11 protein-coding genes and 1 tRNA gene are annotated in these 12,045 nt (G+C 52.7%); 1 reads left to right on the top strand and 11 read right to left on the bottom strand.

Features of this window, described 5'->3' with window-relative positions:
• Nucleotides 1–61: 61 nt before the first annotated feature.
• The 10 genes from rihA to miaB all read right to left on the bottom strand — a co-directional run bounded on the left by rihA (nt 62) and on the right by miaB (nt 10,341).
• Nucleotides 62–997 (bottom strand): pyrimidine-specific ribonucleoside hydrolase RihA, encoded by a 936-nt coding sequence (gene rihA / locus HEN21_RS15160; protein ID WP_021550427.1) that lies wholly within the window; start codon nt 995–997, stop codon nt 62–64.
• Nucleotides 998–1,114: 117 nt separating this feature from the next.
• Nucleotides 1,115–1,840, bottom strand: coding sequence for a glutamate/aspartate ABC transporter ATP-binding protein GltL (gltL, locus tag HEN21_RS15155; protein ID WP_000631384.1), 726 nt, complete (start codon nt 1,838–1,840; stop codon nt 1,115–1,117).
• The gene (gltK, locus tag HEN21_RS15150) at nt 1,840–2,514 is read right to left on the bottom strand and encodes a glutamate/aspartate ABC transporter permease GltK (RefSeq protein WP_000272809.1); all 675 of its coding nucleotides are present in this window, start codon (nt 2,512–2,514) and stop codon (nt 1,840–1,842) included. Before gltK ends, gltL begins: the two co-directional genes overlap by 1 nt.
• Entirely contained in the window at nt 2,514–3,254 is a 741-nt protein-coding gene (gltJ, locus tag HEN21_RS15145; RefSeq protein WP_000020950.1) for a glutamate/aspartate ABC transporter permease GltJ, read from the bottom strand. The genes gltK and gltJ overlap by 1 nt, the downstream gene beginning before the upstream one ends.
• Before the next feature lie 169 nt (nt 3,255–3,423).
• A complete protein-coding gene (gene gltI / locus HEN21_RS15140; RefSeq protein ID WP_016231629.1) occupies nt 3,424–4,332 on the bottom strand; it encodes a glutamate/aspartate ABC transporter substrate-binding protein GltI in 909 nt (302 codons plus the stop codon).
• Nucleotides 4,333–4,728: 396 nt separating this feature from the next.
• Entirely contained in the window at nt 4,729–6,267 is a 1,539-nt protein-coding gene (gene lnt / locus HEN21_RS15135; RefSeq protein ID WP_105284737.1) for an apolipoprotein N-acyltransferase, read from the bottom strand.
• Nucleotides 6,268–6,291: 24 nt separating this feature from the next.
• The gene (gene corC / locus HEN21_RS15130) at nt 6,292–7,170 is read right to left on the bottom strand and encodes a CNNM family magnesium/cobalt transport protein CorC (protein WP_001278605.1); all 879 of its coding nucleotides are present in this window, start codon (nt 7,168–7,170) and stop codon (nt 6,292–6,294) included.
• 89 nt (nt 7,171–7,259) lie between these two features.
• Nucleotides 7,260–7,727 (bottom strand): rRNA maturation RNase YbeY, encoded by a 468-nt coding sequence (ybeY, locus tag HEN21_RS15125; protein WP_000084457.1) that lies wholly within the window; start codon nt 7,725–7,727, stop codon nt 7,260–7,262.
• Nucleotides 7,724–8,764 carry a PhoH family protein gene (locus tag HEN21_RS15120; protein ID WP_001018040.1) on the bottom strand — a complete coding sequence of 347 codons (1,041 nt, stop codon included), beginning with the start codon at nt 8,762–8,764 and terminating at the stop codon, nt 7,724–7,726. The genes ybeY and HEN21_RS15120 overlap by 4 nt, the downstream gene beginning before the upstream one ends.
• A 152-nt stretch (nt 8,765–8,916) precedes the next feature.
• Nucleotides 8,917–10,341, bottom strand: a complete 1,425-nt coding sequence (miaB, locus tag HEN21_RS15115; protein ID WP_000162741.1) for a tRNA (N6-isopentenyl adenosine(37)-C2)-methylthiotransferase MiaB — start codon at nt 10,339–10,341, stop codon at nt 8,917–8,919.
• Nucleotides 10,342–10,486: 145 nt separating this feature from the next.
• Here miaB and ubiF point away from each other — a divergent pair, with 145 nt between their 5' ends.
• On the top strand, nt 10,487–11,662 hold the full coding sequence (gene ubiF / locus HEN21_RS15110) for a 3-demethoxyubiquinol 3-hydroxylase (protein WP_176251800.1): 1,176 nt from the start codon (nt 10,487–10,489) through the stop codon (nt 11,660–11,662).
• 216 nt (nt 11,663–11,878) lie between these two features.
• Here ubiF and HEN21_RS15105 read toward each other — a convergent pair.
• Nucleotides 11,879–11,953, bottom strand: a tRNA-Gln gene (locus HEN21_RS15105).
• Nucleotides 11,954–12,045: the final 92 nt, after the last annotated feature.

Raw genomic sequence — 12,045 nt, 5'->3', positions numbered from 1 at the left:
AAGAGAGCGTCAGAGTAAGACCACCACATTTTTACATGGTGATCTTAATCAATGACGTGTATTAAGCGTAAAATTTCAGACGATCTGCCAGTAAATCAACAAAGCCCTGACGATCAACATCGACCATGACGGTGGCATTCGGTTTATTGCCGGTCAGATAGTAATAATCAACAACTGTCATGCCCTGGGTATATTTCCCTTGCGTTTCGACGCCAACCCAGCGTTCAACGGTGGTGAACAGTTCAGGTTTCAGCAGCCAGGCGATGGTGCATGGGTCATGCAGCGGTGCGCCAACAAATCCCCATTTTTCATCTTTATGATATTCGAGGAAGAAATCCAGCAGTTCGGCGACGATGGTTGAAATCGGGTTGCCAATCGCGCGGAAACGCTCGGTGTCCTCAACGTGAATTTGCGCTTTGTGAGTGACATCCAGACCTGCCATTACCACAGGAATTCCAGACTGGAAGACAATTTCTGCCGCTTCCGGGTCAACGTAAATATTAAATTCAGCCGCAGGCGTCCAGTTACCAAGCCCCATTGCGCCGCCCATAATCACGATACGGGCAATTTTGCTATGCAGTTCCGGATGGCTATTGAGCAGCAAGGCAACGTTAGTTTGCGGCCCGGTAGAAACAATGGTGACAGGTTCCACACTTTCGCGCAGCGTTTTTGCCATCAGCTCCACCGCCGTACAGTTTTGCGGTGCGAACGTCGGTTCCGGTAATGCCGGGCCGTCGAGACCGCTTTCGCCGTGCACGTTGTCTGCGATAATCAACTCACGCATTAACGGTTTCACCGCGCCGCCTGCCACCGGAATATCGGTGCGATTAAGCAGGGTCAGCATACGCAGAACATTACGTAATGTTTTTTCTGGTGTCTGGTTTCCGGCGGAAGACGTAATTGCTTTGACATCAAGCTCTGGTGAGGCGAGGGCGAGAACTATTGCGATAGCGTCATCATGACCTGGGTCGCAATCTAACAGAATTGGCAGTGCCATTGTTGCTCCTTGTTGTGTGCTTCTTTGCGACAAGGGTAACGCCAGGATGTAACAGATACGAGAGGCGAAATGATAAAGCGTGAGATGGCGCGCACTTGGCTATGCGCGCCAGAGTGATTAATGCAGTATTTTCGCGAGGAAGTCTTTTGCACGGTCCGATTTCGGATCATCAAAGAAAGCGTCTTTCGGCGAATCTTCGACAATTTTACCTTCATCCATAAAGATCACCCGATTCGCCACTTTGCGGGCAAAGCCCATTTCGTGGGTCACCACCATCATGGTCATCCCCTCGTTTGCCAGTTCCACCATCACGTCCAGCACTTCGTTGATCATCTCCGGATCGAGTGCCGATGTAGGTTCGTCAAACAGCATCGCAATAGGGTCCATACACAGCGCACGAGCGATTGCCACACGCTGCTGCTGACCACCGGAAAGCTGCGCAGGAAACTTATTGGCGTGAGCAGAAAGCCCGACTCGCTCCAGCAGTTTCAGTGCTTTTTCACGAGCCGGCGCTTTATCGCGTTTAAGTACTTTCACCTGCGCCAGCGTCAGGTTTTCGATAATCGACAGATGGGGGAACAGCTCGAAGTGCTGGAACACCATTCCGACGCGGGAACGCAGCTTTGCCAGATCGGTTTTCTTATCGTTAACCACGATGCCATCAACGGTGATTTCGCCTTGCTGCACCGGTTCGAGGCCGTTGACGGTTTTTATCAGCGTTGATTTACCGGAACCAGACGGGCCGCAAACCACCACTACTTCACCTTTTTTCACTTCGGTTGAGCAGTCGGTCAGCACCTGAAAGTGACCATACCATTTTGAAACATTTTTCAGGGTAATCATTATGCTGTCCTTCTTTTCAAGTAGCTGACCAACAACGATGCGCTAAGGCTAATAACGAAATAAACAAATCCGGCAAACAGGATCATCTCAACCTGCGTACCATCACGCTCACCAATGGTTGAGGCGGTACGGAAGAAATCAGCCAGAGATAACACATACACCAGTGAGGTATCCTGGAACAGTACGATGCCCTGAGTGAGCAGCAGCGGCACCATTGCACGAAACGCCTGTGGCAGAATGATGAGTTTCATCGACTGCCAGTGAGTCATGCCCAACGCCAGCGCGGCGCTCGACTGCCCACGAGAAATACTTTGAATACCGGCACGGATAATCTCTGAATAGTAGGCCGCTTCAAACATCGAAAACGCCACCATCGCAGAAATTAAGCGGATATCGGTTTTCGGCGATAATCCCAGCACGTTTTGCAGAAAACCCGGCACAATCAGGTAAAACCACAGCAGAACCATCACCAGTGGGATTGAACGGAATACGTTAACGTAGGCTTTGGCAAACCATGCCACGGGCGCAAAGCTGGACAGGCGCATCACTGCCAGCATGGTGCCCCACAAAATACCAATCACTACCGCCGTAATGGTGATTTTCAGGGTGATCACCAGCCCATCCAGCAGATACGGCAGGGAAGGGACAATGGAACTCCAGTCAAACTCGTACATTATTTGCCTCCCATATTGCCGGGCAGGCGAACTTTACGTTCAACCAGCGTCATCACCAGCATGATAACCGCGTTAATCAACACATACGCCAGCGTAATAGCAGTGAACGATTCCCAGGCGTGAGCGGAGTAATCGAGCAATTTACCGGCCTGCGCCGCCATATCCACCAGCCCGATGGTCGAGGCGATGGCGGAGTTTTTCACCAGGTTCATCATCTCGGACGTCATCGGCGGGACGATAACGCGATAAGCGTTAGGCAGTAGTACGTAGCGGTAAGCCTGCGGTAGCGTCAGACCCATTGCCAGCGCGGCATTTTTTTGCCCACGCGGTAACGACTGGATCGCGGCGCGTACCTGTTCGCAAACACGGGCGGCGGTAAACAGCCCCAGGCAAAGCATGGAGGAGAGGAAAAACTGAATATTAGGATCCAGCTCCGCCTTAAACCACATGCCAATTTTCTCCGGCAGTAGCTCCGGGATCACCAGATACCAGGTAAAGAACTGCACAATCAGTGGCACGTTGCGGAACAGTTCGACATACAACGTACCCAGACCGGAGAGAAAACGGTTAGGAACGGTACGCAAAATGCCGAATAACGAGCCGACGAGGAAAGCGATAATCCAGGCGCAGATCGACAGAGCGATCGTCACCTGAAAGCCGCTCCAGATCCAGCCGAGATAGGTGGTGTTGCCGAACGGGGCTTGTTGTAAAAAAATACCCCAGTTCCAGTCTATAGACATAAATCTACTCCAGAAAAAAGAGGGTAGCAGCGTTAACTGCTACCCTCGAAGATTGTTACCCAGCGTATTGCGGTTTTCAGGCCCGATGGGGAACGACCATCAGGCGTATAGTCTGTCCGTGCTACGTAACAATCGAGAGGGCTGGAATTTCCGCCCCTGGTTCTTGTAATTAGTTCAGTGCCTTGTCATTCGGTTCTTTGAACAGTGCTTTCATTTCGTCTGACAGTTCGAAATTCATGTTCAGGTTTTTCGGCGGAATTGGATTTTTGAACCACTTATCAAACCATTTTTCCGCTTCACCGGAGGTCTGCACCTGAGCGATAGTGTCATCCATCAGCTTTTTGAACAGCGGATCGTCTTTACGTAACATGCAGCCGTAAGCTTCCTGAGACTGCGGTTTGCCGACGATTTCCCAGTTGTCTGGTTTCTTCGCTTTCGCACGTTCACCGGCCAGTAGGGCATCGTCCATCATAAAGGCAACGGCACGACCGCTTTCCAGGGTGCGGAAAGAGTCACCGTGATCTTTGGCGCTGATGATGCGCATATTCATTTTTTGCTCTTCATTCAGTTTGTTGAGCAAAACTTCAGAGGTGGTGCCGGAAGTGACGACTACGGCTTTATCTTTCAGATCGGCAAAATCTTTAACATCGCCGCCTTTTTTGGTCAGCAGGCGCGTACCGACCACGAAAATGGTGTCAGAGAAAGCCGCCTGTTTCTGGCGTTCGAGGTTGTTGGTGGTTGAACCGCATTCAAAATCGAAAGTGCCGTTTTGCAGCAGCGGAATACGATTTTGTGAGGTGATCGGAATCAGTTTCACCTGTAAGTCCGGTTTGTTGAGTTTCTTTTTCACTGCTTCAACGATGGCGTTGGAGTAATCCTGTGAGTAACCCACCACTTTTTGCTGATTGTCGTAATAAGAGAAAGGTACTGAAGATTCACGGTGACCGACGACAATCACGCCGTTTTTGGCGATTTTGTCCAGCGTACTGCCCGCTGCCGGGGCAGCGTCTTCTGCCTGTGCCAGTCCTGCAGAAAGCGCCAGGGCCAGGATTGCTGTGGCAGGTTTACGTAATTGCATATCCAACTCCTTTATCTCCTGCGTTAAAAACGCATGGATACCCGTTGTGAGTGTTTGTGTTGTTATCATCTGCAACTTTATTGTGCAGTGTTGTGCTTGTTAGGTAACATTTAGTTTGGCTAAATGTAAAGATATTGCTGTTTTATTGTTTGTTTTTGCGAGATGTACCGCACCATTCCGAAGCAAAATTCTTAAAATGCACTCTTTTGGTGCTGCCCGTGGATTGCTGTGGTGCAACCGGGTTGTACTGACGCCGGTTCAAGGTTTGCCTTGTATAACAAAGCAATAGATGTGCCAAAGTTGGAGGGACGTATTTTGTCATCCGGATAACGCATTGACGCTGCATCCGGTGAATGTGCCGAAATACGGGATGTATTCCGGCACGATAAGAAGGGATTATTTACGTCGCTGACGCAGACTCATCAGCACAGCGGCAAAACCAAACAGTGCTGTCAGTACCCACAGCGGCCAGTTGCCGGTACGTGCGTACGGTGTGAGTCCGGTGGTTGGCGTCACGTGAGTGGTCAACACCTCGCGGGTGAATTGCGGGATCATCGCCTGAATCTCACCTTGCGGACCAATTACCGCCGTAATGCCGTTGTTGGTGCTACGCAGCAGCGGGCGCGCCAGCTCCAGCGCACGCATTCGCGCCATCTGGAAGTGCTGCCACGGACCAATAGACTTACCAAACCACGCATCGTTTGAGATGGTCAGCAGATAGTCGGTATCCGGACGGAAGTTATCGCGCACCTGCTCGCCGAGAATGATCTCGTAGCAAATGGCCGCAGTCAGCTCAATACCATTCACCGACAGCGGTGGCTGGATATATGGTCCACGGCTGAATGAGGACATCGGCAGATCAAAGAACGGCGCTAACGGACGCAGAATCGATTCCAGCGGGACAAACTCGCCAAACGGCACCAGATGGTTTTTGTTATAGCGATCGGCTGATTCGTAGCTGTACGGCGCACCTTTACCCAGCGTAATGATGGTGTTGTAGGTATCGTAGCGGTTCTGCTTATTGAGGCGCGCGTCGACAATCCCGGTTACCAGCGAGCTCCCTTTATCGCGCAACTCACTGTCCAGTGCTTTGAGGAACGGTTGCTGATTAATTTCCAGATCGGTTATCGCCGACTCCGGCCAGATAATCAGCGACGATTTGCCCATCAGCGGCGCCGTCGCGTTGTAATAAATTTTCAGCGTATTAAGAAGCTGGCCTTCGTCCCATTTCAGTGATTGCGGAATATCGCCCTGAACCATCGAAACCTGAATGGTTTTCTCCGGTTGCGGGGTAAACCACTGGATGTAACGCAGCGGAAAGGGAAGGGCAAACAGCACGACGGCCACTACCAGCGGACGCCAGTTGCGTTTGAACAACGCCAGTGCCAGCAGACCGCTAACCATCATCAGCAGGAAGTTAATGGCTTCCACGCCCATTATCGGTGCCAGTCCTTTTACCGGGCCGTCAATCTGGCTATAGCCGAACTGTAACCACGGGAAGCCGGTCAGCACCCAACCGCGCAGAAACTCGGTCACTTGCCAGAGAGCAGGGGCGGCAATCGCCACGCGCAGCCAGGTTGTTTTTGGCCACAGACGCGACAGCACGCCAGCAAATAGTCCGGTATACAGCGACAAATACGCCGCCAGCAGCACCACCAGGAAGATGTTAACCGGGCCAGGCATTCCACCAAAGGTCGCGATGCTGACATAGACCCAGTTAATACCGCTACCAAAGAGACCAAATCCCCAGCAAAAGCCAATAGCGGCAGACTGGAGTGGACGGCGGTTAAAAGTCAGCGCCTGAAGCCCCATCAGCGAAATAATCGCCGCAGGCCAGACATCGTAAGGAGAGAAGGCCAGCGTTCCGCAGGCACCGAATAATAACGCCAGCAGCAGGCGAATGCGCTGGCGTTCAATTAATGAGGCAAAAGCCATGTAGTTATCTATCCAGTTTCGGTTTTATTCATCCAGCTTCGGCTGGGGTGAGTCATCCGGGATTTTGACATGAACCTGAATAATACGCCGACTATCGGCCATCGCCACTTTGAACTGGTAACCGTCGATGTCGATGGTTTCGCCACGCGCCGGGAGATGTCCAAACGCCTGCATCACCAGACCACCGATAGTGTCGACCTCTTCATCGCTGAAGTGGGTGCCGAACGCTTCGTTGAAATCTTCAATAGAAGCCAGCGCGCGCACGGTCCAGGTATGACGACTCAGCTGACGGAAGTCGATATCATCTTCTTCGTCATACTCGTCTTCAATCTCACCAACAATCAGTTCCAGGATGTCTTCAATGGTCACCAGACCGGAAACACCACCGAATTCGTCAATGACGATCGCCATGTGGTAACGCTGAGAGCGAAACTCTTTCAGCATCCGGTCTACGCGCTTACTTTCAGGAACGACAACCGCCTGACGTAACACTTTGTCCATGCTGAAGGCTTCAGCATCGCTACGCATAAACGGCAGCAAGTCTTTCGCCATCAGAATCCCTTCAATGTGATCTTTGTCTTCGCTAATCACCGGGAAACGTGAGTGGGCGGACTCGATGATGACATCAAGGCATTCGTCCAGCGTCTGGTTGCGTTTCAGGGTAATCATCTGGGAGCGGGGGATCATGATGTCGCGAACGCGTTGGTCTGCGATGTCCATTACCCCTTCGAGCATATCGCGCGTATCTTCGTCGATAAGGTCGTTCTGCCCGGAATCACGGATCAGCGCCAGCAGTTCGTCACGGTTTTTCGGTTCACCGTGGAAAAGTTGGCTGAGTAACAGGGAGAAAAATCCCTTCTTGTTGCTTATCGTGTCACTACTGTGTGAATTGTCGTCGCTCATGGCGTCGTATGGGTTCTCATGTTAGTTAATCAAAACGCCGTCGTTAATCGCCAACGGCGGGGACGTTTGCCAGTCAAATGCCTGGCAAATTACTCTTTCTCGGCAATGTACGGATCCTCATAGCCCAGAGCAAGCATAATCTCTGTTTCGAGGGCTTCCATCTCTTCTGCTTCGTCATCTTCGATGTGATCGTAACCTAACAAATGCAGACTGCCGTGCACCACCATATGCGCCCAGTGCGCCTCCAGTGGTTTGCCTTGCTCCTGTGCTTCCTTCTCAACCACCTGACGGCAGATAACCAGATCGCCCAGTAGCGACATCTCCATGCCAGGCGGCACTTCAAACGGGAAGGAGAGCACGTTGGTCGGCTTATCCTTACCGCGATAGGTCAGATTCAGACTGTGGCTTTCGGCGGTATCGACCAGGCGAATAGTCACTTCCGATTCTTCCTGAAACTGCGGGATCACCGCATTCAGCCATGTTTGAAACTGGCTCTCTTCCGGCAACCCGGAATTATCTTCACATGCCAGTTGTAAATCGAGGATCACCTGACTCATTTTTGTTCCTGTTCTTCGCGCTTGCGTTCTGCCGCCAGCGCCGCTTTTCGTTTTTGTTCGGCTTCTTCCCAGGCTTCATAGGCGTTAACGATACGCGCCACCACCGGGTGACGAACCACGTCTTCGCTGTGGAAGAAGTTAAAGCTGATCTCTTCGACATCGGCCAGCACTTCGATGGCATGACGCAAACCTGATTTAGTATTACGCGGCAGGTCGATCTGTGTGACGTCGCCGGTGATAACCGCTTTTGAGTTAAAACCGATACGGGTCAGGAACATCTTCATCTGTTCGATGGTAGTGTTCTGGCTCTCATCGAGAATGATAAATGCGTCGTTCAGCGTACGACCACGCATATAGGCCAGCGGTGCGACTTCAATAACGTTGCGCTCAATCAGCTTCTCGACTTTCTCAAAGCCAAGCATTTCGAACAGCGCGTCGTACAGCGGACGCAGATACGGGTCCACTTTCTGACTTAAATCGCCAGGCAGGAAGCCCAGCTTCTCACCGGCTTCTACTGCCGGACGAGTCAGCAGAATACGGCGAATTTCCTGACGCTCCAGGGCATCAACTGCCGCAGCCACTGCCAGGTAGGTTTTACCCGTACCCGCCGGGCCAACGCCGAAGGTAATGTCATGGTCGAGAATATTGGCGATGTACTGCGCCTGGTTTGGCGTGCGCGGCTTAATTACGCCGCGTTTGGTTTTGATATTGACCGCTTTGCCGTACTCCGGCACGCTCTCCGCGCTTTGCTCCAGTACCCGCGCTTCTTTAATCGCAAGGTGGATCTGTTCCGGTTCGATATCCTGAATCTGACCGCGCATCGGGGCAGTATCGACATACAGGCTACGCAGAATGTCTGCCGCAGCGGTGACGCAAATCGGACGGCCGGTCAGTTTAAAGTGGTTATCGCGGCGATTGATCTCGATGCCGAGACGGCGTTCGAGTTGCTTGATGTTGTCATCAAACGGGCCGCACAGGCTCAACAGACGCGCATTGTCTGCTGGCTCCAGGGTGATTTCGCGAGTGTCTATGTTCAAACCGTTCCTCTTATCTGTATGCCGCCGGAAGCTGAACATTCACCGGCCTATAAGGAAATTATTCACGCCACAGGAAAAAGGCGCAAGCATTGCGATAAAGATGGGGATAAAGAGAGAAAAAACAAGGCCCACCGGAACGGCGGGCCTGAGAATTACGGCTGATAATAACCCACGCCCAGGTCATTTTCTTTGCGGGTACGGGCAATCACTGATTCCGGGGTTTCTGCCACGCGCAGACCCATTTCCTCTTCGGTACGTACCACTTTACCGCGCAGGGAGTTCGGGTAGACGTCGGTAATTTCTACATCAACGAATTTACCGATCATATCCGGCGTGCCTTCGAAGTTAACCACGCGGTTATTTTCAGTACGACCAGAAAGCTCCATGATGCTCTTACGCGATGTACCTTCTACCAGAATACGCTGGGTGGTGCCGAGCATCCGGCGGCTCCATGCCATCGCTTGCTGATTAATGCGCTCTTGCAGAATATACAGACGCTGTTTTTTCTCTTCTTCCGGAACATCATCAACCATATCGGCGGCGGGCGTCCCCGGACGTGCAGAGAAGATAAAGCTGTAACTCATGTCGAAATTGACGTCGGCAATCAGCTTCATCGTTTTCTCGAAGTCTTCGGTGGTTTCGCCAGGGAAGCCAACGATGAAGTCAGAACTGATCTGAATATCCGGACGCGCCGCACGCAGTTTACGGATGATCGCTTTGTACTCCAGCGCCGTATGGGTACGTCCCATCAGGTTCAGAATGCGATCGGAACCGCTCTGTACCGGCAGGTGCAGGAAGCTCACCAGCTCCGGTGTGTCGCGATACACTTCGATGATATCGTCGGTGAATTCGATCGGATGGCTGGTGGTAAAGCGAATACGATCGATCCCGTCGATCGCAGCAACCAGACGCAGCAGATCGGCAAACGATCCGGTGGTGCCGTCGTAGTTCTCACCACGCCAGGCGTTCACGTTCTGGCCGAGCAGGTTGACTTCACGCACGCCCTGAGCCGCAAGTTGGGCAATCTCAAACAGAATATCGTCGGACGGACGGCTTACCTCTTCACCACGGGTGTAAGGCACCACGCAGTAGGTGCAATATTTATTGCAGCCTTCCATTATGGAGACAAACGCGGTCGGCCCTTCGGCGCGCGGTTCCGGCAGACGGTCAAACTTCTCGATTTCCGGGAAGCTGATATCTACAACCGGGCTGCGGTCGCCGCGCACGGAGTTAATCATCTCCGGCAGGCGGTGCAGCGTTTGCGGCCCAAAAATAATATCGACATAGTGGGCGCGCTGGCGAATGTGCTCGCCTTCTTGCGATGCCACGCAGCCGCCGACGCCGATAATCAGGTCTGGATTCTTCTCTTTTAACAGTTTCCAGCGACCCAACTGATGGAAGACTTTTTCCTGAGCCTTCTCGCGGATTGAGCAGGTGTTCAGCAGCAGCACATCCGCTTCTTCCGCCACGTCGGTCAGTTGATAGCCGTGGGTGGCATCCAGCAGATCGGCCATCTTCGATGAATCGTACTCGTTCATCTGACAGCCCCAGGTTTTAATATGGAGTTTTTTGGTCATCGACTTGCTCTTGCGAAATAGTAGCCAGGAATGCAGGGCGCATAGTGTAATGCTTTGCTGCCGTTGTGACCAGTATGAGCGTTATCAGCCCTTGGGGGTAAAAATCCTGTAAACTTAAAGCATATTGCTAACAGGATGATTGACCATGACAAATCAACCAACGGAAATTGCCATTGTCGGCGGAGGAATGGTCGGTGGCGCACTGGCGCTGGGACTGGCACAGCACGGATTTACGGTAACGGTGATCGAGCACGCAGAACCTGCACCGTTTGTCGCTGACAGCCAACCGGACGTGCGGATTTCGGCGATCAGCGCGGCTTCGGTATCATTGCTAAAAGGTTTAGGCGTCTGGGATGCGGTACAGGCCATGCGTTGCCATCCTTACCGCAGACTGGAAACGTGGGAGTGGGAAACGGCGCATGTGGTGTTTGACGCCGCTGAATTAAAGCTGCCGTTGCTTGGCTATATGGTGGAAAACACGGTCCTGCAACAGGCGCTGTGGCAGGCGCTGGAAGCGCATCCGAAAGTAACGCTACGTGTGCCAGCCTCGCTGATTGCGCTGCATCGCCATAATGATCTTCAGGAGCTGGAACTGAAGGGCGGCGACGTGATCCGCGCGAAGCTGGTCATTGGTGCTGATGGCGCAAATTCACAGGTGCGGCAGATGGCGGGAATCGGTGTTCATGCCTGGCAGTATGCGCAGTCGTGTATGTTGATTAGCGTACAGTGCGAGAACGATCCCGGCGACAGCACCTGGCAGCAGTTTACCCCGGACGGCCCACGCGCGTTTCTGCCGCTGTTTGATAACTGGGCGTCGCTGGTGTGGTATGACGCTCCGGCGCGCATTCGCCAGTTGCAGAATATGAATATGGTGCAGTTGCAGGCGGAGATAGCGAAACATTTCCCGTCGCGTCTGGGTTATGTGACGCCGCTTGCCGCTGGTGCGTTTCCGCTGACGCGTCGCCATGCGTTGCAGTATGTGCAGCCAGGGCTTGCGCTGGTGGGCGATGCCGCGCATACCATCCATCCGCTGGCGGGGCAGGGGGTGAATCTTGGTTATCGTGATGTCGATGCCCTGATTGACGTTCTGGTAAACGCGCGCAGTCATGGTGAAGCATGGGCCAGTTATCCCATTCTCAAGCGTTACCAGATGCGGCGCATGGCGGATAACTTTATTATGCAGAGCGGTATGGATCTGTTTTATGCCGGATTCAGCAATAATCTGCCGCCGCTGCGTTTTATGCGTAATCTCGGATTAATGGCGGCGGAGCGTGCTGGCGTTTTGAAACGTCAGGCGCTGAAGTATGCGTTAGGGTTGTAGCGTAACGGTTGATACCAAAGCTACAAAAGCGTGCGGACGATCCCCTCGCCCCTCGTGGAGAGGGTTAGGGTGAGGGGGAAAGCCGCGCCTGAGTGTGCTTCCAGGCTGGTTTGCCCTGAACCGTGAGCCAAATTCAAATTAGCTGTATCAACATCGCATTCGACATTGAATATACGCAGAAAAGCAAAAAGCTCGCCGAAGCGAGCTTTTTTAATGTGGCTGGGGTACGAGGATTCGAACCTCGGAATGCCGGAATCAGAATCCGGTGCCTTACCGCTTGGCGATACCCCAACTGGGTGCACTTACGATGTAAGCGTCTTGAATAAATTGGCTGGGGTACGAGGATTCGAACCTCGGAATGCCGGAATCAGAATCCGGTGCCT

This window comes from Escherichia sp. 93.1518, from assembly GCF_013368915.2.
GTDB classification, from domain to species: Bacteria; Pseudomonadota; Gammaproteobacteria; order Enterobacterales; family Enterobacteriaceae; genus Escherichia; species Escherichia ruysiae.
Note: the sequence above shows the minus strand (reverse complement) of the source record. Positions and strands in the feature narration are given on the sequence as shown.

Bases quoted from the DNA above. Each gene is read 5' to 3' on its own strand.
- corC (WP_001278605.1), bottom strand. From the start codon at position 7,170: ATGAGCGACGACAATTCACACAGTAGTGACACGATAAGCAACAAGAAG.
- ybeY (WP_000084457.1), bottom strand. From the start codon at position 7,727: ATGAGTCAGGTGATCCTCGATTTACAACTGGCATGTGAAGATAATTCC.
- ubiF (WP_176251800.1), top strand. From the start codon at position 10,487: ATGACAAATCAACCAACGGAAATTGCCATTGTCGGCGGAGGAATGGTC.
- gltK (WP_000272809.1), bottom strand. From the start codon at position 2,514: ATGTACGAGTTTGACTGGAGTTCCATTGTCCCTTCCCTGCCGTATCTG.
- miaB (WP_000162741.1), bottom strand. From the start codon at position 10,341: ATGACCAAAAAACTCCATATTAAAACCTGGGGCTGTCAGATGAACGAG.
- gltL (WP_000631384.1), bottom strand. From the start codon at position 1,840: ATGATTACCCTGAAAAATGTTTCAAAATGGTATGGTCACTTTCAGGTG.
- rihA (WP_021550427.1), bottom strand. From the start codon at position 997: ATGGCACTGCCAATTCTGTTAGATTGCGACCCAGGTCATGATGACGCT.
- lnt (WP_105284737.1), bottom strand. From the start codon at position 6,267: ATGGCTTTTGCCTCATTAATTGAACGCCAGCGCATTCGCCTGCTGCTG.
- gltJ (WP_000020950.1), bottom strand. From the start codon at position 3,254: ATGTCTATAGACTGGAACTGGGGTATTTTTTTACAACAAGCCCCGTTC.
- gltI (WP_016231629.1), bottom strand. From the start codon at position 4,332: ATGCAATTACGTAAACCTGCCACAGCAATCCTGGCCCTGGCGCTTTCT.